Source organism: Aneurinibacillus sp. Ricciae_BoGa-3, from assembly GCF_028421645.1.
Lineage (GTDB): Bacteria > Bacillota > Bacilli > Aneurinibacillales > Aneurinibacillaceae > Aneurinibacillus_B.
In genome coordinates this window covers 4,039,998-4,061,666 of record NZ_CP116887.1, presented here as the reverse complement: position 1 = coordinate 4,061,666, position 21,669 = coordinate 4,039,998, and the positions used below count along the sequence as shown (strand labels likewise).

General features: G+C 45.2%; 24 protein-coding genes and 2 riboswitches. Of the genes, 14 read left to right on the top strand and 10 right to left on the bottom strand.

Annotated elements, in window-relative coordinates:
* Positions 1 to 16 precede the first annotated feature (16 nt).
* Positions 17 to 202, top strand: a riboswitch (Lysine riboswitch).
* Positions 203 to 433: 231 nt separating this feature from the next.
* Entirely contained in the window at positions 434 to 1,675 is a 1,242-nt protein-coding gene (locus PP175_RS20630) for an aspartate kinase (RefSeq protein ID WP_272440108.1), read from the top strand.
* A 158-nt stretch (positions 1,676 to 1,833) separates the two neighbouring features.
* Positions 1,834 to 1,947: riboswitch (SAM riboswitch) on the top strand.
* Between the two features lie 94 nt (positions 1,948 to 2,041).
* On the top strand, positions 2,042 to 3,154 hold the full coding sequence (gene metX, locus PP175_RS20625) for a homoserine O-acetyltransferase MetX (protein ID WP_272440107.1): 1,113 nt from the start codon (positions 2,042 to 2,044) through the stop codon (positions 3,152 to 3,154).
* 74 nt (positions 3,155 to 3,228) lie between these two features.
* Here metX and PP175_RS20620 read toward each other — a convergent pair whose 3' ends face one another.
* Entirely contained in the window at positions 3,229 to 3,777 is a 549-nt protein-coding gene (locus tag PP175_RS20620) for a PadR family transcriptional regulator (RefSeq protein WP_272440106.1), read from the bottom strand.
* Between the two features lie 250 nt (positions 3,778 to 4,027).
* On the opposite strand from PP175_RS20620, the gene PP175_RS20615 reads away from it, so the two are divergent.
* From PP175_RS20615 to sdhB, 6 genes are all read left to right on the top strand, one after another.
* Complete coding sequence (locus tag PP175_RS20615; protein WP_272443339.1) at positions 4,028 to 5,440, top strand: MFS transporter; 1,413 nt, start codon at positions 4,028 to 4,030, stop codon at positions 5,438 to 5,440.
* A 16-nt stretch (positions 5,441 to 5,456) separates the two neighbouring features.
* Positions 5,457 to 5,639, top strand: a complete 183-nt coding sequence (locus PP175_RS20610) for a universal stress protein (RefSeq protein WP_272440105.1) — start codon at positions 5,457 to 5,459, stop codon at positions 5,637 to 5,639.
* An 86-nt stretch (positions 5,640 to 5,725) separates the two neighbouring features.
* On the top strand, positions 5,726 to 5,926 hold the full coding sequence (locus tag PP175_RS20605; protein WP_272440104.1) for a helix-turn-helix domain-containing protein: 201 nt from the start codon (positions 5,726 to 5,728) through the stop codon (positions 5,924 to 5,926).
* Between the two features lie 298 nt (positions 5,927 to 6,224).
* Positions 6,225 to 6,875, top strand: a complete 651-nt coding sequence (locus tag PP175_RS20600) for a succinate dehydrogenase cytochrome b558 subunit (protein ID WP_272440103.1) — start codon at positions 6,225 to 6,227, stop codon at positions 6,873 to 6,875.
* Positions 6,876 to 6,887: 12 nt separating this feature from the next.
* Complete coding sequence (gene sdhA, locus PP175_RS20595; protein ID WP_272440102.1) at positions 6,888 to 8,663, top strand: succinate dehydrogenase flavoprotein subunit; 1,776 nt, start codon at positions 6,888 to 6,890, stop codon at positions 8,661 to 8,663.
* A gap of 6 nt (positions 8,664 to 8,669) precedes the next feature.
* Positions 8,670 to 9,419, top strand: a complete 750-nt coding sequence (sdhB, locus tag PP175_RS20590; RefSeq protein ID WP_272440101.1) for a succinate dehydrogenase iron-sulfur subunit — start codon at positions 8,670 to 8,672, stop codon at positions 9,417 to 9,419.
* 108 nt (positions 9,420 to 9,527) lie between these two features.
* On the opposite strand, the gene pdxR is transcribed toward sdhB, so the two are convergent.
* A complete protein-coding gene (pdxR, locus tag PP175_RS20585) occupies positions 9,528 to 10,952 on the bottom strand; it encodes a MocR-like pyridoxine biosynthesis transcription factor PdxR (protein ID WP_272440100.1) in 1,425 nt (474 codons plus the stop codon).
* Positions 10,953 to 11,060: 108 nt separating this feature from the next.
* Here pdxR and PP175_RS20580 point away from each other — a divergent pair, with 108 nt between their 5' ends.
* From PP175_RS20580 to PP175_RS20555, 6 genes are all read left to right on the top strand, one after another.
* Complete coding sequence (locus PP175_RS20580) at positions 11,061 to 12,359, top strand: APC family permease (RefSeq protein WP_272443338.1); 1,299 nt, start codon at positions 11,061 to 11,063, stop codon at positions 12,357 to 12,359.
* Between the two features lie 105 nt (positions 12,360 to 12,464).
* The gene (bioB, locus tag PP175_RS20575) at positions 12,465 to 13,490 is read left to right on the top strand and encodes a biotin synthase BioB (protein ID WP_272440099.1); all 1,026 of its coding nucleotides are present in this window, start codon (positions 12,465 to 12,467) and stop codon (positions 13,488 to 13,490) included.
* A gap of 107 nt (positions 13,491 to 13,597) precedes the next feature.
* Positions 13,598 to 14,077 (top strand): acyl-CoA thioesterase, encoded by a 480-nt coding sequence (locus PP175_RS20570; protein WP_272440098.1) that lies wholly within the window; start codon positions 13,598 to 13,600, stop codon positions 14,075 to 14,077.
* A 1-nt stretch (position 14,078) separates the two neighbouring features.
* On the top strand, positions 14,079 to 14,465 hold the full coding sequence (locus PP175_RS20565; protein WP_272440097.1) for a hypothetical protein: 387 nt from the start codon (positions 14,079 to 14,081) through the stop codon (positions 14,463 to 14,465).
* A gap of 218 nt (positions 14,466 to 14,683) precedes the next feature.
* Entirely contained in the window at positions 14,684 to 14,905 is a 222-nt protein-coding gene (locus PP175_RS20560; RefSeq protein ID WP_272440096.1) for a helix-turn-helix domain-containing protein, read from the top strand.
* Between the two features lie 99 nt (positions 14,906 to 15,004).
* On the top strand, positions 15,005 to 16,441 hold the full coding sequence (locus tag PP175_RS20555) for a magnesium transporter CorA family protein (RefSeq protein ID WP_272440095.1): 1,437 nt from the start codon (positions 15,005 to 15,007) through the stop codon (positions 16,439 to 16,441).
* An 80-nt stretch (positions 16,442 to 16,521) separates the two neighbouring features.
* On the opposite strand, the gene PP175_RS20550 is transcribed toward PP175_RS20555, so the two are convergent.
* The 8 genes from PP175_RS20550 to PP175_RS20515 form a co-directional block, all read right to left on the bottom strand.
* Positions 16,522 to 17,151: a SpoIIE family protein phosphatase gene (locus PP175_RS20550; RefSeq protein WP_272440094.1), complete on the bottom strand. Its 630-nt coding sequence runs from the start codon at positions 17,149 to 17,151 to the stop codon at positions 16,522 to 16,524.
* Positions 17,152 to 17,155: 4 nt separating this feature from the next.
* Complete coding sequence (locus tag PP175_RS20545; protein ID WP_272440093.1) at positions 17,156 to 17,932, bottom strand: sigma-70 family RNA polymerase sigma factor; 777 nt, start codon at positions 17,930 to 17,932, stop codon at positions 17,156 to 17,158.
* A complete protein-coding gene (rsbW, locus tag PP175_RS20540) occupies positions 17,895 to 18,380 on the bottom strand; it encodes an anti-sigma B factor RsbW (RefSeq protein WP_272440092.1) in 486 nt (161 codons plus the stop codon). Before rsbW ends, PP175_RS20545 begins: the two co-directional genes overlap by 38 nt.
* Before the next feature lie 24 nt (positions 18,381 to 18,404).
* Positions 18,405 to 18,722: an STAS domain-containing protein gene (locus PP175_RS20535; RefSeq protein ID WP_272440091.1), complete on the bottom strand. Its 318-nt coding sequence runs from the start codon at positions 18,720 to 18,722 to the stop codon at positions 18,405 to 18,407.
* Between the two features lie 192 nt (positions 18,723 to 18,914).
* Positions 18,915 to 19,919, bottom strand: coding sequence for a PP2C family protein-serine/threonine phosphatase (locus PP175_RS20530; RefSeq protein ID WP_272440090.1), 1,005 nt, complete (start codon positions 19,917 to 19,919; stop codon positions 18,915 to 18,917).
* Between the two features lie 15 nt (positions 19,920 to 19,934).
* Entirely contained in the window at positions 19,935 to 20,342 is a 408-nt protein-coding gene (locus PP175_RS20525; RefSeq protein WP_272440089.1) for an anti-sigma regulatory factor, read from the bottom strand.
* A complete protein-coding gene (locus tag PP175_RS20520) occupies positions 20,342 to 20,698 on the bottom strand; it encodes an STAS domain-containing protein (protein WP_272440088.1) in 357 nt (118 codons plus the stop codon). Before PP175_RS20520 ends, PP175_RS20525 begins: the two co-directional genes overlap by 1 nt.
* A complete protein-coding gene (locus PP175_RS20515) occupies positions 20,695 to 21,546 on the bottom strand; it encodes an STAS domain-containing protein (RefSeq protein WP_272440087.1) in 852 nt (283 codons plus the stop codon). Before PP175_RS20515 ends, PP175_RS20520 begins: the two co-directional genes overlap by 4 nt.
* Between the last annotated feature and the right edge of the window lie 123 nt (positions 21,547 to 21,669).

Sequence of the window (21,669 nt, the reverse complement as noted above, 5' to 3'; positions counted from 1 at the left end):
TGAACACCTCACTTTTAAGTGAGGTAGAGGCGCGAAAACCATCAGTAACCTGTCGGAGGATTAGAGAGTCCGTTGAAAGCAGGAGAAAGGGGAATTCGCCGAAATGGCAGGCTGCTCGACACCTGCTGTTGGGTCTGCATTGAATAAATGCAGGACTGTCACCGGTATGTACCCCGACTGCCGGTGGAGGACTATCTCGCATGGGAAAAGGGAAGGTGGGCATTAGCTGATATCATAGCCGATAGGACAACAGCTAAGGTTTATACCTTACTTGTTGTCTTTTTTACGTGGATAGGAAAGCATATACTATCCTATCCATATAGCGCAACTAAGGCTGTCGACCTTCCCCTGCGGCCTGGCGACAGCCAAGTTTTCTAATTTTCCCTAATGCGATTGTACAGTGGGAATTTAGTAGATTACAGGAGGAAATGAAATGGCTCTAATCGTGCAGAAATACGGAGGGACTTCGGTAGGAATAGTAGAAAGAATCCAAAAGGTAGCCCAACGTATTATTTCTACCCGCAACCAGGGAAACGATGTCATCGCAGTTGTGTCAGCAATGGGCAAATCTACAGATGTGCTGGTAGATATGGCCTTGCAGATAGCCAGGGATCCATCTGAGCGTGAGCTGGATATGCTGCTGTCTACGGGCGAGCAGGTGACTATCGCCCTGCTCGCGATGGCTCTGGAGGCCCAGGGCTGCAACGCAGTATCGATGACAGGCTGGCAGGCAGGGATCCGGACAGAGGCCGTACATACAAGGGCCCGTATTCTTGAAATTGACAGCACCTCTGTAACGGATGCCCTGGCGGCCGGTAAAGTTGTCATAATCGCTGGATTCCAGGGCTTTACAGCTGACGGCCAGATCACAACGCTTGGACGGGGCGGATCAGATACAACAGCAGTTGCGGTGGCGGCAGCAGCCAAAGCGGACTTATGTGAAATTTATACCGATGTGGATGGGGTGTATACGGCTGACCCGCGGGTGGTTCCACAGGCGCGTAAACTTACTGGGATATCTTACGACGAAATGCTGGAACTGGCAAACCTCGGAGCGGGGGTTCTTCACCCTCGGGCGGTTGAGTGCGCGAAACAGCATAATGTGCCGCTTACAGTACGCTCAAGTTTTGGGGAAGAAGAAGGAACCTTGGTTAAGGAGGAAGCGGGAATGGAACAGAATTTAATTGTAAGTGGGGTAGCCAGTGATAAAAGCGTGGCGAAAATAACGGTTGCCGGGATGCCTGCACAGGTAGGATCGCTTTCCCGCCTATTCACCATCCTTGCACAAGAACATATTAATGTGGATATCATTATCCAGGGCACAAATGGCGATCAAAGCACGGACATCTCATTCTCAATCCACAGCGATCAACTTGCGAAAACGCTGAGCGTGCTTGAACAATCAAAAGAAACGCTGAAATTTGGTGAGATTCTTTTTGAGGAGGGGCTTGCCAAAGTATCCATTGTGGGTGCCGGCATGATTACGAATCCCGGTGTGGCCGCTGACATGTTTACATCGCTTGCGGAAGCGGGTGTTCCCATTAAGATGGTGTCCACATCAGAAATCAAAGTTTCCTGTGTGATCCCTGTGGAAACGACAGAAACAGCGGTGCGTAAGCTGCACACTTCGTTCGGGCTGGATGCAGTCGCGAAAGCGGTTGTACACAGTTTATAGTTAGAATCAATTAAGCATAAAACGTATCAAAAAGCAGGACAATCAACCGGTTTTTCAAAGGTGCCGGTTATTTGTCCTGCTATTTTCATGTAACGTTGTGTTGACATTATGCGGGGAACCCCGTACTATAAAAGTTAACGATTGAAAAAACGGAATATTTCTTATCCAGAGAGGTGGAGGGACTGGCCCGATGAAACCCGGCAACCCCGCAGACAATATGTGCGGATAAGGTGCCAATTCCAGCAGAACAGCTTTGTTCTGGGAGATAAGAGGCTATTTATAAAGCACACATTGGGCGCCTCTTCTTTTGGAGAGGCGCTTTTTTGCCTTTTATTGCACTTCATATAGAAGGGAGTGGCATGTGGAATGAAAGGGACTCATAGGATTGAGCACGTTACACTTGAATCCGGCCAGTGTCTGGAACAAGTTGAGATAGCGTATGAAACGTATGGCACGCTAACAGAGAAGAAAAACAATGCAATTCTGGTCTGCCATGCATTGACAGGAAATGCCCATGCGGTTGGTGATGATGAAACAACAGGATGGTGGGAGGGTCTAATCGGCCCGGGCAGATACATTGACACCGATAAATTTTTTGTCATAGCTTCTAATGTACTCGGGGGATGTTCAGGATCGACCGGTCCTGCTTCCATTAACCCGGCCACCGGGAAACCGTATGGATCTAATTTTCCCGTGGTAACCATACGGGATATGGTTCAAGTTCAGCATCATCTTGTACAGAGCCTGGGCATTAACAGGCTGTTTGCAATAGTGGGGGGTTCAATGGGGGGCATGCAGGTTTACGAATGGGCGGTAATCTACCCGGATATGATGGATCACATTATCCCCATTGCTACTTCTGCGCGCCTTTCTGCTGTGGCCATCGCTTATAACGATGTAGGGCGGCAGGCCATTATGGCTGACCCGGAATGGAAGAAAGGACAGTATTATCCGGAGGCTGGCCCAAAGAATGGCCTCTCGATAGCACGTATGCTTGGTATGATTACATATCGGACGCAGGAGCTTTTTGAACTTCGGTTTGGCCGCCGTCTTAAGGATGACAGAGATGTTACGCAGTTTGATTCCACCTTTCAAATTGAAAGTTACCTCCGTTATCAGGGCGACAAATTGGTGGAGCGTTTTGATGCAAATAGCTATCTCTATCTTCTTAAAGCGATGGACTCCCATGATATTGGCCGTGGCCGCGGTGGGATAAAAGCAGCCCTGGAGAAGATTCAGGCCAAAGTATTGGCCATTGCTGTATCGCGGGACCTTTTATATCCGGACGAACATCAGCGGGAGATTGCTGATATGCTTCGCGACGCTGGAAAGGAAATTACGTACCATTTCGTCGATTCGATATATGGCCACGATGGATTCCTCGTTGAATTTGTAAAAATTGGGCCGATAGTGGAAGCGTATGTAAACCGGGAGTTTGCACATGTCTGTAAAGTGCCTGCTGATGCCCGGAACTTGTAAGCATCAATCTAAAAAACCGCTGATCTTCCTTTTACAGAAGATCAGCGGTTTTCTTCTTTTAATTCCCCAAATTCCTAGCCTACGCTATTTTTTAGGAGCAGTGCCATTACCCATCGGCACCATTTTATTTCTTCCTCTTCTAACTGCAGCTTCCGTTGGAACAAAATGTAGCGTCCAAAGTGTATCGAGGTTGCGATTTCAGTTTCATCACCAAACTCTTGTTTCATTTTTTCAATTTCTGTTTTTCTGTATTCAATCTTCTTTTCATGTATCTGGATTCGTTCTTCGAAAAGCCTCTTTGCTGTGGCCACATCCGTTAACCTTATGCTGTACGCCTTAATCAGAAACTCATCCCGTATAACAGGGGCGGAGGGTGAATTTGCAATCCACTGTTGCAGAAGCGATTTTCCTTTGTCTGTAATGGAATAAATCTTTTTATCCGGCTTTCCTGTCTGTTCAACGTGAACAAAGGTCACATACTCTTCTTGTTCTAGTTTGGTAAGCAGGGGATAAATCTGGCTGTGTTTCGCCTGCCAGAATACCTCAAGCAGCTGGGTCAACTCATAGCCTGTACAGGGTTTTCGAACAAGCATGCCGAGCAAAGCATAACCAAGCGTATTCATAATAGCCTCCTAACAACACTCTGCATATATAAATATTGACATATAAATACAAATGAGATTATACTGGATACGTTAACTTATATATAAAAATTTACATATCCGCTATTTAAATTTAAACATATTTCAGCAAAAAATCATACTCATAAAATACTTAATTTGTTTTTATGGGTAACGCTAATCGTATGGGCATGCGGATATCGATAATCTAAGGGAGGAAGTGGCTATATTGGAAGATGATAATGTGGAGCTGATTAATCGAAAACGGCGCCGTGGTAAAATTATAACCGTTTTTGCTACGTTCCTTGCATTTATGGGAATTGGTGTCGTTGATCCGCTCCTGCCTGTAATTGCGGAACAAATTGGCGCCAGTTCAGCACAGGTAGAGTTGCTGTTTACCGCGTATATCTTTACGATGGCGATTATGATGCTGCCGTCAGGGCTCGCTGCCGGAAAAATCGGCGACAAGAAGATGATGGTGATCGGGTTAGGCATAGTGACGGTATTTTCGCTGGTATGCGGGTTTTCCAACAGTATCGCAGAACTGTCGATTTTCCGGGCAGGCTGGGGACTGGGCAACTCGATGTTCTTTGCCACTGCGATGACTTTGCTTATTGCGCTTTCCGATGACGTTAGCTCAGCGGTTGGTTTATACGAAGCAGCCATTGGATTAGGGATGGCGGGTGGACCGCTTGTAGGGGGGCTATTGGGCGGCGTTAGCTGGCGGTATCCTTTCTTTGCAACAGGTATTTTAATTTTTCTCGCATTTATTCTCGTTCTTTCATTCGTAAAGGAGCCGGCCAACATGCAGAGAAGGCAGGCCGCGGGCTTGCGCGAAATGGGCCGCCTCTTTACCAATAAACCGTTTATTCAAGGCGCGCTCGCCGGCATGCTTTATTATTATGGATTTTTTACCGTGCTGTCTTACTCGCCGATTGTCTTGCGACTATCAGCTATCCAACTTGGGTTTATATTCTTTGGCTGGGGCTTGTGCCTCGCCTATGGTTCTGCCGTTCTTTCTCACCAGTTAGAAAGAAGGTGGCAGCCAAGGTCGCTTATTCGTTTTGGATTGTTCGTTTTTGCTATTTTCCTGGCGTTGATGCTGTTCGTTAAAACCGTGTGGATTCTTGTTGTTCTTATTATCGCGTCCGGTCTTATTTCCGGGCTAAATAACGCATTGTTTACCAGCTATGTGATGGAGTGTTCCCCTTATGCACGGGGAATTACATCAGGCGTGTATAACTTTGTCCGCTGGCTTGGAGCAGCCATTGCACCCATTCTATCCGGTTATATCGGCGACACCTATGCGCCTCACACTCCGTTCGGTGTGACGGCCATTGTTGTTATCATAGGTTTTCTGCTTATGCTTATCCCTGTAAAAACAGCAAACAAGGAACGGTCGGAACGCAGTGATGATGAAAGTTCCCGGCTGGATGAAGAGTTCCGAAGCGCACTGCGTAATTTCCACCAGCCTCCTGTTCCGAAAGTGGAGAAGGTCGATGAACCTATGGGGGATTTGGACTACAGGAAAGCTCTGCAGCAGTTCCACCAGAGTGAAAAAGCTGTTTCTCAGGAGAGCCGGCAGCCAGAAGAAAAAAATGAGGATTTCACCGGCGATGCCGGATTTCGGAAGGCTCTGCGCAAATTGAAGGAAAGCGGCCAATAACGGTTGTCATTTAGAAGTGGAGATTGTTCACCTGGCTGGATTTGCAGCAGAAGGAATTTGCCATCTTGCCAATCGGGAAGGCTATGACCTAATTGTGATCGGGAGCAGGGGTTTGGGCGCTATTGGCGAAATGATTCTCGGGAGTGTAAGCCATAAAGTACTGCACCAAGCCTTGTGTCCGGTCGTAATCGTCAAGTAGGAAAGAGACTCGCCAGAGCAGCTGTATACATCTAAACATCGCAGCTGCTTTTTCTTTGTGCAAATTTAAGAAAGGGGCTGGATTTAATGAGGTTAAAGAAACAGTTCACTCCGGAATGGAAAGCGCACCTCTCTGCGGCCAAATTAAAAGGAATTGATGCTCTGGATATTCAGGCAATTAAAAGGAGATTACTAGAAGGGGAATCACCTAAAAGCATTGAAAAGGATTTCAGCATTAGCTATAGGACGATATACCGGATAAAAAACGGGCAATGGGATTATATGTAGGGAAGGCTCTCAACTTCGCCCTTTTTCTCTGAAAAATTTCGCCGTGATTCGACAACAGAGTAAGGCATTCCTTGACGCTTACCTCGTCTAGGAGTAAAATAATTTTGTCACAATCTGTTCATTTTCACCAAAGTGTAACAAGCTTTATTTAATAAGGATTTGTTCATATTAGAAGGGGGAGTCAGAGAAAATAGGAGTGGATAAAAAAGGAGAGTTCAAAAGAGAGAACTTTATTAGTTGAAACCGTTATGAAAAAAATCAAAGTATTTGCTGAAAACTTAAAGGGGGGATTGCTTCAATGGAAGGACATCGTCATTTCTTCAATCGAAAACTCCACTCCCTTTTGGGAGTTGTACCGATTGGTGCGTTTTTGTTTATCCATCTATTAACCAACTATTATGCGACTCGCGGTGAAGCTGCTTTTGAGACTCGTGTTTCATTTTTGGAAGGGCTTCCGTTTCTCTCGCTAATCGAAATTGTCTTTATCTTTTTACCAATCTTATACCACGGCATTTACGGATTATACATCGCTTTCCAGGCGAAAAACAACGTGGGAAATTACGGTTATTTTCGGAACGTAATGTTTATGCTGCAGCGTGTTACAGGTGTTATTACGCTTATCTTTATTGCATGGCATGTGTGGGAAACGAAAATTCAGCTTGTTATGGGAACAACGCAGGCAAGCGGTTTATTTAAAGCGATGAATGACATTCTGGCAAACCCGCTCATGTTAACTTTTTATATCATCGGCCTCCTGTGCGCGATTTTCCATTTTGCCAACGGGCTTTGGAGTTTTGGTGTTAGCTGGGGTATTACAGTAGGGCCGCGTGCACAGCGTATTTCTACTTATGTAACAATTATCATTTTCATATTAATGTCTGCCATGGGATTAATGGCACTATTTGCATTCGCACATCCGGTAGATGTAGCCCAGGCAATGCAACGTTAAGGAGGGGGAAGCATGAGTAAAGGTAAAATTATTGTTGTCGGCGGCGGCCTTGCTGGATTGATGTCAACCATTAAAGCAGCTGAAGCCGGCGTATCTGTAGAGCTGTTCTCTATTGTACCGGTTAAACGCTCTCACTCAGTTTGCGCACAGGGCGGTATTAACGGAGCGGTTAACACAAAAGGTGAAGGGGACTCCCCATGGATTCACTTTGACGATACAGTTTATGGCGGAGACTTCCTGGCGAATCAGCCTCCTGTAAAAGCTATGTGTGATGCTGCCCCTGGTATTATTTATATGTTTGATCGTATGGGTGTTATGTTTAACCGAACCCCGGAAGGTTTGATTGACTTCCGCCGTTTCGGCGGCACACAGCACCACCGTACAGCTTTCGCCGGGGCAACCACTGGACAGCAGCTGCTTTACGCGCTGGATGAGCAGGTACGCCGCTGGGAAGTAAGCGGACTGGTGACCAAGCATGAGGGCTATGAATTTCTTTCTGCTGTTATGGATGAAAGCGGCGTATGCCGTGGTATTACGGCACAGAATCTCAAAAGCATGGAGATTGAATCGTTTAAAGCGGATGCTGTAATTATGGCGACAGGCGGCCCCGGAATTATCTTTGGTAAATCTACTAACTCTGTTATCAATACCGGGACAGCTGCCTCGGCACTGTACCAGCAGGGCGTTAAATATGCTAACGGGGAATTTATTCAGATTCATCCTACTGCTATTCCTGGGGATGACAAGCTCCGCCTGATGTCCGAATCAGCGCGCGGTGAGGGCGGCCGTATCTGGACGTATAAAGATGGTAAGCCTTGGTACTTCCTTGAAGAAAAATACCCGGCTTATGGAAACCTTGTACCGCGTGATATTGCAACAAGGGAAATCTTTCATGTTTGCGTGGATGAGAAGCTTGGCATTAATGGCGAGAACATGGTTTATCTTGACCTCTCCCACAAAGATCCGCATGAACTTGATGTTAAGCTTGGCGGTATCATAGAAATCTATGAAAAATTCGTTGGCGACGATCCGCGTAAAGTTCCAATGAAAATCTTCCCGGCTGTCCATTACTCCATGGGCGGAATGTGGGTTGACTACAATCAAATGACCAATGTACCAGGCTTGTTTGCTGCCGGTGAATGTGACTTCTCACAGCACGGAGGAAACCGTCTGGGAGCTAACTCCCTGCTTTCCGCAGTATACGGCGGTATGGTGGCTGGGCCTAAAGCAATTGAATACATTAATGGCCTTAGCAAATCGTCTGATGATGTGTCTGATTCTGTGTTTAATAGTCAGGTTAAACAAGAGCAGGAGAAATATAACCGCCTTCTGAGTCTGGATGGCAAGGAAAATGCTTATATTCTTCACCGTGAGCTTGGTACCTGGATGACAGAGAACGTAACCGTTGTACGCTTTAATGATAAGCTGCAGCAAACGGATGAAAAAATCCAGGAGCTTATGGAACGTTACCAAAATATCAATATCAACGACACATCCAAATGGAGTAACGCAGGTGCATCGTTCACCCGCCAGCTCTGGAACATGTTCATGCTTGCCCGTGTTATTACGCTTGGTGCGCTTAACCGTAATGAGAGCCGCGGTGCCCACTACAAACCGGACTTCCCGGAGCGCGACGATCAAAACTTCCTGAAAACAACCATTGCATCTTACAATGCTGCAACGCAAGGGCCAGACATTTCATACGAAGATGTCGATATCTCTCTGTTGAAACCTCGTAAGCGTGATTATTCGACGAAGCACGAAGTTACTGAGAAAAAAGAGGTGTAATAACCGATGGCTGATAAAACTATCCATTTAATTATAACGCGTCAGGATGGACCTGACGGAGCGCCATATAAACAAGAATTCAAGATTGAATACCGTCCGAATATGAATGTAATTGGATGCCTGATGGAAATTCAGCGCAATCCTGTAACCGCAGACGGCACAAAGGTAGCGCCGATTACCTGGGAAATGAACTGCCTAGAAGAGGTTTGTGGTGCATGTTCCATGGTGATTAACGGCAAGCCGCGTCAGGCATGTACGGCACTTGTGGATCGCCTTGAACAGCCAATTCGCCTTGAACCAATGAGCACGTTCCCAATCAACCGCGACTTGGCTGTTGACCGCAGCCGCATGTTTAACGCACTCAAGCGCGTAAAAGCATGGATTCCGATTGACGGTACTCATGATCTGGGACCGGGACCTCGCATGCCAGAAGTTGATCGCCAGTGGGCGTATGAACTTTCCCGTTGCATGACGTGTGGTGTATGCCTGGAAGCATGCCCGAACGTAAACGATAAATCGCCGTTTATCGGCGCATTTGCTATATCACAGGTTCGTCTTTTCAATGAGCATCCAACAGGCAAAATGAATAAAGATGAGCGCCTGGAAGCCTTAATGGGTGAAGGCGGTATTACAGACTGCGGTAACTCACAAAACTGTGTGCAGTCCTGCCCGAAAGGCATTCCGCTCACCACTTCAATTGCCGCGATGAACCGCGCCACTACGGTGCAATCTATTAAAAACTTTTTCCGTAGCTAAGATAAACCAGCAGCGAATGCTACACAGAAAAAGAGCTTGTTCTCATAATGAGAACAAGCTCTTTTTTCATCAAATTACATGATGGCATGGAGTGGGATAAGCACCCTGTTAACGATTGCAGGAAGTCAACCCGGGGATAAGAGCCTGTTTTAATCTTCTGACACCTTCCTCTATCTCTTCCATGGTTAAGTTACCATATCCTAAAATCACTTTGTTGCGGTGTCGTCCTTTTTCAATCGTATGCAGCTCAACTGGATAAATTTTAACTTTATGTTCCTTCATTAATTCATTTACCTTTTCATTGGAAAATGTAATGTTGCTAAATTCAGCTATTAAGTGCAAACCTGTCGAGTCGCCGCTAACGTTCACTAGCGTACCAAACTGTTCTATTAAACATAGCTTTACATAATCCCGCCGCGTTTTATATACTTTTTTCATTTTTCTAATATGGCGTTCCAGGTACCGTTCGTCGATAAAATGTGCCAGGGTAAGTTGTTCAATGGACGGGGTATGAAGATCGGTAAACCATTTTAGATCTTTACATCGCTTGGTCAGCGCCGGCGGAAGAATCAAATAGCCCAATCGAAGGGCTGGTGACAGTATCTTGCTGAAGGTTCCAATATAAATTACTCTGTCCGGATCAAGTCCCTGAAGTGAATTTATTGGTGCCCCCTGGTAACGAAATTCGCTGTCATAGTCATCCTCAACAATGAAACAATCCACCGCCCGGGCATATTGGATCAGTTCAATCCGGCGTTGAATAGGAAGCACGCCCCCGAGCGGAAACTGGTGCGACGGCGTCACAAAAATAAAGCCTGGCGTCTTATGTAAGGGCAGTAAATCCGTTCTCATTCCCAGTTCATCGACAGCAATCGGATAGAGTACAGACCCGGGGGAAGAGAAAATGGTCTGGATTTCCTGCGTAATGGGATCTTCAATGATTACTTCGTCTCCTTGCGACAAAAGCAGATGGGCTACAAGGGATAAAGCCTGTGTGGCGCCAGCTGTTATCACGAGTTGATCCGGATGGCATTCCACCCCTCTTGTTCTCTTCAGATATCGGCATAATGTATGTCGTAAATGGTTGGTTCCCTCGGGATGCCCGTAGCCAAAAATTGAATTTGAGGTTTCCATACAGACTTGTTTAGCGGTTTGTCCCCACATTTGCCGCGGAAACATGTCCAAAGCGGGAAGGCCTGAGCGAAAATCGATGAGATCCGCTGTGTCTTGCTGTTCTTGCTCCGCTTCATATGTAGTGAACGACACTGTTTGTTCACGTTGAGCTAGGCAAGCGCCTTCCGCCACATATGTACCGGATCCCTGACGGGCTTCAATATATCCCTCTGCTAACAGTTGTTCATACGCTTCCACTATGATATTCCGCGACGTTCCCAAATGGGTGGCTAATTGACGGGTAGGAGGAAGGCATTCACCCGCAGCAAGCTCTGCGTGTAAGATTCGTCTGCGAATTTGCTCGTAAACCTGCCGCGTTAATGGGATCTCCAAAGATCGATCAATAGGTATCCAGAACATATTAGGCCCCCTTTTCTAATTGGTACCATAAAATACGCTCGCAATTGGTCCTTATCTCCATTATTTTATCATGTTAAATTTTAAAAGGGGAAAGGAAAGGTGAGCCGTATGAATCTAAAAAGAGATTTAGGATGGAAAGAAGCTACTGCTCTTGGCACTGGGGCCATGGTGGGAGCCGGTATTTTTATCCTTAGTGGTGTAGCAGCCGGAAAAGCAGGCCCGGCTGTCATGCTTGCTTTTGTCATAGCTGCGATCCTGGAAATTTTATTAGGGTTATGCTATGCGGAGTTAGCTTCCCGCTATCCCAGAGCCGGTGGAGCTTATGAATATGTAAGTCAAACAATGGGCCCCTTACTTGGAACGTTAATCGGATGGTCCTATTGGGGGGCATGGCTTGCAGCAAGCAGTTTCGTATCCCGGGGGTTCGGCAACTATCTTCATTCTCTAACCGGTGCGCCTTCGCTGCCAAGCGCAGTGGTGCTTCTTCTTTTCTTAGCATTTCTAAATGGGTTAGGGGTAAAATTCAGCGGTGCCGTTCAAGTGGGAATTGTAGTTGTGGAGATCCTAATGCTGGTTTTATTTTTTGCACTAGGATTTGGCCATGTTCATTACTCGTTGTATTCACCGTTTGCCCCCAATGGATTTAATGGCATCCTTGCCGCAGCATTAGTTGGTTTTCTTTCTATGGTTGGGTGGGATGTGATAGTGGACGCCGGGGAAGAAATGAAGACTCCTGGCAAAACCATTCCAAGAGCTATTCTTTCATCCATTCTGATTGTTCTCTTTCTATATTCGGGCCTTTTGTTTGTCTCAATCGGCCTTGTTCCCTGGAAAGAGCTAGGGCTATCCAAAGTGCCAGTTGCATTAGCAAGCCAGCAGTTTTTAGGGGATTTCGGCCCCACCTTAGTCAGTATGGTCATTGTGATTGCGTTGCCGGCCACAGCGAATGCTTTTATTATGTCTATTTCAAGAACGGCGTTTGCTATGGGCCGCAATGGATTTTTGCCTAAAAAAATAGGTGAAATTCATCCGCGTTTCCAAACGCCTGTCTGGGCCATCCTGCTGGGGGTAAGCATCCAAATTCTGTTTACACTGGCAAGCTCAATCAACATCGCGGTTAATGCGACGGGCTTTTTATACTTGCTGACTTTTCTATTTACGATGATGGCCTTTTTTATCTCGCGGAGAAAGGGAACGCTGGCAGAAGAATCGACTCCGTTTCTGGCTCCTTGTTATCCATTTTTACCAGCCCTGGCTTTTATCTTTATTCTTCTTTTATTGGTACCTGTTGGGGGATCCGGTTTTTTCACAGGATTGCTATGGCTGTCAATGGGGTTTGGTATTTACTTAATCCGCACAAAATCAAGGTACCACACGCGCGGTTCGGCAAACGGCCGGGTTCACTAGCTGGTGTGCGAAATTTTCGTAATTGACAGGTAAAATGTCTTCTATATATAATTAATGTTAACTACATCACGATAAAAGGTTAACAATTAATTAGGAGGCTTACCTATGAATACACAACAGTATGTACATGAAGTCGAATGGCAGGCGCTTGCGAATGAAGTTCTATCAGGAACCCACATCACACAGGAAGAGGCTTTGGCTATTTTAAATACTCCTGACGAAGACATTTTGCCTCTTCTCCATGGAGCCTACCGGATTCGCCACCACTATTATGGCAATAAGGTAAAGCTGAATATGATTATTAATGCAAAGAGCGGTCTGTGTCCGGAGAATTGCGGGTACTGTTCCCAGTCTATCGTTTCCAATGCACCTGTTGAGAAGTATCCGTTGCTGGAGAAGGATGTATTACTAGACGGCGCGCGCAAGGCGAATGAATTAAAGGCAGGCACCTATTGTATCGTGATGAGCGGCAGGCGTCCTTCTGATTCTGAAGTCAATAAAGTGGTTGAAGCCATTAAGGAAATTAAAGAAGAGTACGGTATGAAGATTTGCGCCTGCCTTGGACTTGTGACGCCGGAACAGGCGAAGAAGCTTCAGGCGGCAGGTGTGGATCGGTTTAACCATAATCTCAACACAGCTGAAAGCCACCATGACGCGATCACGACCTCCCATACATATGAAGACCGCGTAAATACAGTAAATGCTGTCAAAGAGGCGGGTATGTCTCCCTGCTCAGGTGTTATCGTCGGGATGGGGGAGACCGATGCACAAATCGTAGAGATGGCATTTGCCCTTCGTGAACTGGATGCCGATTCGATACCGGTTAATTTTTTAAATGCGATCCCCGGCACGCCTCTTGAAAATCTCAAGGAACTAAACCCGCGCAAATGCTTGAAGGTACTGGCCTTGTTCCGCTACGTTAATCCAACCAAAGAAATTCGCATTTCTGGCGGGCGTGAAGTGAATCTGCGTTCTCTGCAGCCATTGGGCCTGTATGCGGCTAATTCTATCTTTATTGGCGATTACCTTACGACAGACGGCCAGAAATCCTCTCTAGACCACCAGATGATTCAAGATTTAGGGTTTGAGATTGAAGAATGTGCGTATGACAGCGGTCCTCAAAGCCATTAAATTATACGAGCCTATACTAAATAAGCAGGCTGCTCACATAAGAGCAGTCTTTTCTGTTAAACTAAATATATAGAAAAATACAAACATGTGGATTGGAGACCAGTACGATGGCGAAACCAACATATATACAGCCTGACATGGAGAGTTGGGTAAAGAGATTCTATTTCTTTATGCCAATTAACGTCCGTTACTGTGAAACAGACATGTCTGGACACGTTAACAACATTAGCTATTTTATTTACTTTGAAGAGGGAAGAATCAATTATTTTAATAACTTGCCTGGAGGAAGGGAGCAAATCTTCGAGGAAGGATCGGATCTCATGATTGTAGCGGCTGATGTTGCTTGCCACTACTTAGCAGAAGTATTCATGGAAGATAAGGTGAAGCTGGGTGTCCGGGTAGCATCAATGGGCAGAAGTTCGCTGGAGTTTGAATACTGCTTAAAATTGGAGAACAGAGATGTTATCGCCACTACAGGAAGAGGCACAATCGTCCTTATGTCGAAAGCTACGCATAAAAGCGTAGCCATTCCGGAGAAACTTAAGAAGGAGATAGCGGTATTTGAGAAGCTGGAGATGGTGAAATAACATGTTTTTCCACGGCATAGATTATCACTATCTTGCCCGGCAGTACCCTGTTCTGTCTTCCCGCTACAGTGAAGGAAAGACAGAAGAGCAGGCTGCCGATCGAAGACATCTGCTTAAAAAGTTCGGCATTGAACCGGTTCATTTGCTCGAATACAACCGGCGGGAGTTCACCTTGAATGACTGCCTGAAATCTTGCTTTAACTTTGGAAATGTTGTTTTCGCTTTTCGCAGGCTGCCACTTCCGTTTTGGCAGTTAAGCACTAACGAAGTGGGGGTGGCCGCCTTAAGAATGGACAGCGCCAGGTGGATTTTTATAAAGGATGATACGTTGTTACGAGATTTAAAGAGCAAGTTTCCAATAATCCCCATAATCACAGTCAAAGGATGAATGAACCGCCACTCACAAGCGAGCGTACATAAATCACTCTACGGACAGTAAAACGGCTTTTGGAATCGCGGTCACACGCTTCTATACAGCTGAATATAATGTGTCGCAGGCCCAAATTCCCCCCGCCACCGCACCCTGCTTCTCCTCTGGTCATAAAATATGGTTGACTGTATCCCCGGCCTTGTACTTGAGAGCCCGAGCAAGGAGGGGTAGTTCATTTGGGTAACGACCAGAAAGCGAAGCCACTATTGACCAACCGAGAAAGGGAAGTTTTTGAATTATTAGTGCTTGATAAGACGACAAGAGACATTGCCCAGCAACTTTTTATTAGCGAGAAGACGGTGCGTAATCACATCAGCAACGTTATGCAAAAGCTCGGAGTAAAAGGTCGGTCACAAGCAGTTGTCGAACTGGTTCGTTTAGGAGAATTGCAAATTTAAAATGAACCGGTCGCTCACCTCCTGGTTATCAGGGGGTGATTTTTTGTTTGCACGAAAAGTGGGTAAATTACTATATAACGATTAGAAGGGAGAAGGCAGATGCAGGAACCCATAATCCACGATAAGAAGCTAGCAACAGCACAATGCCAGTTTATTTTCCCTTTCTCGATAAAACCCAACAAACACCAAGAGTTAAGAGCACAGCTGAAAAAGGACGAATACCAGTCGTTTTATCTTAGTCAAGTAGATTATGAGAAAGCTTTTTACGGTGAAGGGTACCGGGTTTCCCATCGAAGCCTTGAACGGCACTATCTGCCTTTCACATCCAGTTTCCTTTTTCCCAAGCGAGAGGATGATGAAGGGTTTCATCGATATACGCGTAAAATGGGTATCGATGTAAACTTTCGAAGCGGAAGCCACAATTTTACCTTTCGGATTCACTCCGTAGATATGATTGTCTGCCCGTTTGATCTTGGTTTGATGACAATAAGAACAGAGATTATAGCAGACGATTTAACCTATACGCAGGCCTTGGATTTTGCAGCCCAGTTGCGTGTGTTGGAGAATTTAACAGACAACAGGGAACAGTCCAGTGTTTCTTATGCGGGGCAGGAATTCAAAGAAGTAGAGGATTTTGTCTTTAAAGTGCTGGCCAAGAGTATTCTTCCTTATCTGGATACAGAGGGTGTAGAAGGGGCCTATTTCGAAACATTGCCTTTTTTTGTTGATGAAAGAATGTATGTTCAGGGCTTCTTTGCTTTTGAAGAGGACGCCACGATCGAGAACATAGACTTATATAGAGCCGCACACCTGGATGGTGTTTCCCACAAAGGCGAACCGTTTGTTAGTGCAGCGAACAATGATTATATTGATAATTATTGCAGTTCTGACCGGGTTTACAAGCGCTGGGCGCCCTATACACATTATGTTACGGCCGAGCATGCTTTCTGCTGCCTGACAAATCGAGGACCCGAAGAGTGCCAAAGGTTAGCTAATCAGATGTATGGGGAGTATTACTATACGGTGCTTCTTAATTTGTTCCACCATATCGTGCTCCTTAAGCTTTCGAATAGGCACTCTGACGTACGCGTTGATAAAGATAACAGGGAAATTGAATACCTCATTCGCTCCATTACTGATTTTTCAACCCGTTACTATTTCATAGAGGTCATCTCGCAGTCTCAGGGTAAGGATATTTTTCTCCAGTTGCGAAACCAGTTTGGCAACGACCGGTTATTTGAAGATGTCGAACAGACTCTCTCAAGTCTTTATCAATATCAGGAGAAATTCTCAGACAAACGACATAACCACTTGCTAATGATTCTAACCATCTATACAGTGATAAGCGGCATTTTTGGCATGAACCTTGTGATTGATGATCTAAAGGGAGGGATTCAGTGGAAGAAATTTTTATCCTATGGATTTTTTGATTACATCGCTCTGTTTGTAACGTTTACTGGAATTATCGTAGCGTTTACCCTTGGAGTAACGGCCCTTGTAAAATGGATCTCCGACAAGCGGAACGTTCATAGGTAGCGCTTTGATTTATGCGTATAAGCCAATCAAAATAATTAAAGCTGCAGCCAGCGCTTTAGGCGTGACTGCAGCCGAATTGTCTAAAAGGAAGTGGAAGATGGGGATGTTTGGTCCCATTTCCCGATAATTAACGTTGCATCGTCATTGATGGTTTCCATCTGGTGGATAATACGCTGCAGAACTTGCTGTGTACTCCCAGGTTCCGTCACGATGTACTCCCAGTTATCTGGCAGCTGGATCCCATCTGAATAGAGAACAATGGTGTCACCAGGATGAAAAGGAAAGCTTCGCTCAATAGCATGAAAAGAACGGCCGTTTAAGTAGCCAGGAACAGAGAGATAGTACTGCTTCTTACGCTGTGGAGTAATGGAGATACACGTAATATTGCCGATGCCTGCGTATTTGCATGAGCAGCTTCTCCAGTCAATGCAAGCAATGCCCACTACTGAACCGCGAGATCCCTGAAGGGTGCGATTGCTTAGCTCTAACAGTTGGAGGGGAGAATCCACATCGAAATTTGCTTCTATTTCTTTGACTGTTTTTTCAGCAGCAAAGCGAGCAGCCGGTCCACTGCCAAGCCCATCAGCGATGCTTAGAAGCATATAGTTCTCATGTTGCCTGGCAAAATAACAATCGCCAGATAAGGTATTAGGTTTTTTAGATGTGTTATGAATACTGTACGTAAATGTATTTCCATTCTCCACCTTCATCAAATCACTCCGAACTCTTTGTGTAAGCCTCTCTCATCTGTTCCAGTGTTTTACGCAAGATGCGGGATACCTGCATCTGGGAGATCCCAAGCTTCTCACCGATCTGCCGCTGGGACCATTCTTCATAATAAACATAGTGGATAACCATCTTCTGCTGCTCATCGAGTTTGTCGAGCAGGCCAGACAAATCCATTTTACGGTCTACATCTGCGTACCCTGGATCCTGATCCTGAATAACATCCATAAGAGTATGGGAATCCTGCTCCTGGCTATCCGCCTTCATGGGAGTATCAAGCGATAGAGCATGGATATTTCCTTTGTTTTCCATGATCTCCAATACTTTTTCTTCACTCAGTTCAAGCTTCCGGGCGATTTCATCAATGCGGGGGGATCTTTGAAGTTCGATGGTAAGTTCATCGATGGTTTTCTGGAGCCTGTAGCCCATTTCTTTAATTGTGCGGGGCACGCGTATGCTCCACGTCTTATCCCGAAGGTAGTGCTTCATTTTTCCAACAATCGTTGAAACAGCATAAGCGTCGAAATTGTTGCTGACATTGATGTCAAATTTATCGATTGCCCCTAGGAGAGCCATCATTCCAACCTGGTACAGGTCGTCTACCAGGTGAAAGTCCCGAGCCATCTTAGAGGCGAGCTTTCGAACTGTGGTTTGATAATTAAGCAGGATTTGGTTTAGTACATCTTCTGATTTTGAACTTTGGTACTCACGTATGCATTCCGCGATATCAAGATTGTTTGAGTTCCCGGTGGACGTCTGGCTCACTTTCGCTCACCTCATCCCTATTCAAATATTTGAGAAGTGAAACACGAACCCCCCCCTGGCTTGTATCATACTTAACCTGGTCCATGAGCGTCTTCATTAAATAAATGCCAAGGCCGCCAATTTCAATTTCATCAAGGTTTTTACCGTGCAGGGAAGCGGCTCCGCCCTCGATTTTGGTCACGTCAAAGGCGCCACCCTCGTCGCATACTTCTACTTCAAGATTATCTTCGCGAATGTGGAAGTGGATCGTAAGGACACCTTGGCTGTGATCGTATGCATGCCGGACGACGTTGTTACACGCTTCAGCAATTGCTACTTTAATATCTTCGATATCGTTGTAGGAAAAGCCCATCTGGTAGGCTAACCCAGATACTGTCAGACGGATAACACCTATATAATCGGCCCGGGCCGGTACAACAATTTTGACATAGTCATTTAAACTGGGCATTGAATAAACCCCCCTGGTAAGAAATTAAACCATTGTAAGATATTGATCGACACCTGAAATCTGGAAAATCCTCTGAATCTTATCCGGAACTTCTTCTAAATAAATTTCCGAATCAATGGAGTTGCGAAGTTTGAGGGCAGCAATAAATACACCAAGACCGGTGCTGTCCATATAATGAAGCTCTCTTAAATTCATTCGAAGAGGCTTCGTTTCTTTCTCCGCAAGCGGTAGCAGAACCTCTCTCAACTGGGGAGCGGTAGCCAGATCCAAATCACCGCTGATGAACAAGCGCACTTCATTATCAGACTCGACCTTATCTACAACGAAAGGTAACTGATTCATTCTCTTCACCTCAAATTGTTTATTTTAGCACACATCAGCACAACTACGGCTCACCACCCTTGAAAAGGCTTGTGGTCAGCCGAGTATAATCCCTGTCTGGAATGTTATCTTATGTACAGAATAATAATATTACTTTACCACGCTATCTAACCGGTTAAACGAAGATAAGAAAAGTTAATTTTATCCAGGATGCTATGTTTTCCTGATCATGACAATGGTATGGTCATCATCCAGCTGATAATCTTTTTTATTGATGATATACTGATATATTTTTTCTACAATTTCCTGGGATGTCATCGTCTTATCAACTGTGCTCAGCGCTTCACGCAGGATATGGTTGTCGTCAGGCATATCGGACCGCCTAAACTCGGTGACACCATCTGTGTAAAGAATGACATAATCTCCTGGATGCAACTGCAGGCTTTTCTCTTTGTACTCAACCTGAGAATCGACCCCAAGGATGAGACCTTTTGTGTTAAGGTCAGAGAACTTATCCGCCCGGCTGTCATAATAAAGCGCGGGTTCGTGGCCGGCCGATGAATAGGAGAGTATCGAGGTGAGAGGGTCATAAATCGTATAGAACATTGTGACAAATAAGCTGGGATCAGCATTTTTTATCATTAGCCTGTTAAGGTGATCCAGAATAAGGTTCGCTGGTTTCGCATCTCTTTCCAGCGTATCCATTGCATATTTGATCATCGACATACATAAAGCAGCCGGGATGCCTTTTCCGACTATATCCGCGATGAGTACACCAAGGCGATCGCGGTCATGATTAATAAAATAATAAAAATCACCGGACATCTCCCGAGCCGGCGTACTGATAAATCCAAGGTCAATGTCGTGAAAATTGTGGTTAAAATTGCTTGGGTATAGGTTTTTTTGCATCGAAATCGCTACGTTGATTTCGCTTTCAAACTGTTTTTTCTTGATCCGAAGGCTCTGCCGTTCCTGGTAGGCCATACCAAAGGAAACCATGATTTCTAAAAGAAATTGGAAAGACTTTTCCCAGTCGGAAGAGAGGGTGAAGCCGTTCTTCTTCATCGCGGTTAAATGTATAGATAAAATTTCTTCGGGTGAAACATCCTTCTCAATAAGCTGCTTACTTAGCTGCTGGCCAGCATAAAGCTGGTGTTCCCCCTGGTTTTGTAGAAAATGAAGCATAATTTTTTCGTAATACTCCATGACTTGTTTCAATAAAGCGCCTCCTCCCTAGAGCATTTTCCACTTTATCGCGTTGACTGTTGTTCCTTTCCCTTCAGCGCTCTCAATGCTGAAAACATCCATCAAACGCTTTACGCCGGGAAGGCCTGCCCCCAGTCCGCCGGAAGTAGAATAGCCATCTTCAAGGGCCCGGACTACATCTTTAATGCCAGGTCCTTCATCCCGCGACATAATGCGAATGCCAACTTTGTCATCCTCGTAAACCGAAGATAACTCAATCTCGCCTTTTTTAGCGTATAAATATATATTACGAGCCAATTCGGATATAGCGGTCGTTATCCGCGCTTGGTCTACTTCTCCGAATCCGAGGGATTTGGCGAGGTCCCGCCCCGTTTGTCGGGCAACAACGATATCCCACTCGTTATAAACGGTTATGTTAGGGTTGTTGTCCACCATTATCCCTCCAATAATTGCTGCAGTTTTTCCAATCCTTGTTCTAAATTCATGGCTGTTTTTACATTACGGAAAGTAATGCCAAGGTCGATAAGGGTAATGCTGACCGCTGGCTGTATGCCTGTAAATACAACTTCACTGCCAAGCAGTTCAGCCATTTTTACTACGTCGCCAAGCACTCTTGCAATATAGCTGTCGATCATTTGTACCGATGTCAAATCGATTACAACGCCTTTGGATCCGGTTTTATGGATCATTCCTAGTAAATCCTGTTGAAATTGAACAGCTGTGTTATCATCAAGTTCCACTTGTATGGAAACCAACAGATAATTGCCAAGTTTGAGTATGGGGATCCTCATTTAATTTTTCCTCCCTCAATGTCCGTAATTTTTTTCCCGGTCATGGATAATGCTTGCCGCAGACCCTGGCTCAAAGAACTCAGTGTTTGCAAACTGTCTAATTCTATGCCAAGACTGATCATTGTCTGTGCTATTTCCGGTCGAATCCCCACAACAATGCATTCAGCACCGATTAAGTGAATAGCTTCGGCAGCTTTTAGAATATACTGGGCAACCATGGTATTTACAACGGCCACGCCTGTAATATCGATGAGTACAACCTTACTTTCATTTTTGATTGCACCGTATAATAGATTCTCTGTGATATACTGCGCTCTATCCGTGTCAATTGTTCCGACAATCGGCATAACGGCGATATCCTCAAGCACCGGAATGAGAGGGGCAGACAGTTCCAGAATTTCAGAACGGTGTGCAAGCAGTTTCGCTTTCCAGGATAAAGCGTAGATATCATGAATCAAACCATTAAAATTAAAAAAGAAACGATCGACTTCTTTTATAAGTGATAAAAGAAGGGCCACATCTTCTGTTACCCCATCAATTTTAATAATAACATCCCGAATAAAGTAAAAGCTTTGTATGACTTCTCCTATAGGTACATCCGCTTCGGTACAGAGGGGAACATATTTATGGAATAGTTTCTCTATGCTAACAGCAGCTTCCTGCTGGATTTCAATTTCTTCTGAAAAGAACCCGGAAAGATGATCAAGAAAACCACCTTGTATCATATTTTGAATGAATAGCTCAAGGGTTCTGTTATTAGATGAAGAATCAGATACATTGCGCAGCCACTTCTCTCCAATACTGCTGCTGTTTTCTTCAATGAATTTTTGAGCCGTCTTCCTAAACATATTCGCACTCCCATCTTACACATTTCATAAAGTGTACCTCAATCGTACCATAAAATCCCTGTGTGGAGAGAAATCCATTCCTCTCTATTTTATCATAGTTTATGCATGAAAAAACACGGGTAA

Excerpts from the sequence above, each read along its gene's own strand:
- bioB (WP_272440099.1), top strand. The coding sequence starts at position 12,465 with ATGAATACACAACAGTATGTACATGAAGTCGAATGGCAGGCGCTTGCG.
- PP175_RS20630 (WP_272440108.1), top strand. The coding sequence starts at position 434 with ATGGCTCTAATCGTGCAGAAATACGGAGGGACTTCGGTAGGAATAGTA.
- PP175_RS20600 (WP_272440103.1), top strand. The coding sequence starts at position 6,225 with ATGGAAGGACATCGTCATTTCTTCAATCGAAAACTCCACTCCCTTTTG.
- sdhA (WP_272440102.1), top strand. The coding sequence starts at position 6,888 with ATGAGTAAAGGTAAAATTATTGTTGTCGGCGGCGGCCTTGCTGGATTG.
- pdxR (WP_272440100.1), bottom strand. The coding sequence starts at position 10,952 with ATGTTCTGGATACCTATTGATCGATCTTTGGAGATCCCATTAACGCGG.
- PP175_RS20580 (WP_272443338.1), top strand. The coding sequence starts at position 11,061 with ATGAATCTAAAAAGAGATTTAGGATGGAAAGAAGCTACTGCTCTTGGC.
- PP175_RS20605 (WP_272440104.1), top strand. The coding sequence starts at position 5,726 with ATGAGGTTAAAGAAACAGTTCACTCCGGAATGGAAAGCGCACCTCTCT.
- PP175_RS20565 (WP_272440097.1), top strand. The coding sequence starts at position 14,079 with ATGTTTTTCCACGGCATAGATTATCACTATCTTGCCCGGCAGTACCCT.
- PP175_RS20570 (WP_272440098.1), top strand. The coding sequence starts at position 13,598 with ATGGCGAAACCAACATATATACAGCCTGACATGGAGAGTTGGGTAAAG.
- PP175_RS20620 (WP_272440106.1), bottom strand. The coding sequence starts at position 3,777 with ATGAATACGCTTGGTTATGCTTTGCTCGGCATGCTTGTTCGAAAACCC.
- metX (WP_272440107.1), top strand. The coding sequence starts at position 2,042 with ATGAAAGGGACTCATAGGATTGAGCACGTTACACTTGAATCCGGCCAG.
- PP175_RS20520 (WP_272440088.1), bottom strand. The coding sequence starts at position 20,698 with ATGAGGATCCCCATACTCAAACTTGGCAATTATCTGTTGGTTTCCATA.
- PP175_RS20515 (WP_272440087.1), bottom strand. The coding sequence starts at position 21,546 with ATGTTTAGGAAGACGGCTCAAAAATTCATTGAAGAAAACAGCAGCAGT.
- PP175_RS20535 (WP_272440091.1), bottom strand. The coding sequence starts at position 18,722 with ATGAATCAGTTACCTTTCGTTGTAGATAAGGTCGAGTCTGATAATGAA.
- PP175_RS20555 (WP_272440095.1), top strand. The coding sequence starts at position 15,005 with ATGCAGGAACCCATAATCCACGATAAGAAGCTAGCAACAGCACAATGC.
- PP175_RS20550 (WP_272440094.1), bottom strand. The coding sequence starts at position 17,151 with ATGAAGGTGGAGAATGGAAATACATTTACGTACAGTATTCATAACACA.
- PP175_RS20525 (WP_272440089.1), bottom strand. The coding sequence starts at position 20,342 with ATGGTGGACAACAACCCTAACATAACCGTTTATAACGAGTGGGATATC.
- rsbW (WP_272440092.1), bottom strand. The coding sequence starts at position 18,380 with ATGCCCAGTTTAAATGACTATGTCAAAATTGTTGTACCGGCCCGGGCC.
- sdhB (WP_272440101.1), top strand. The coding sequence starts at position 8,670 with ATGGCTGATAAAACTATCCATTTAATTATAACGCGTCAGGATGGACCT.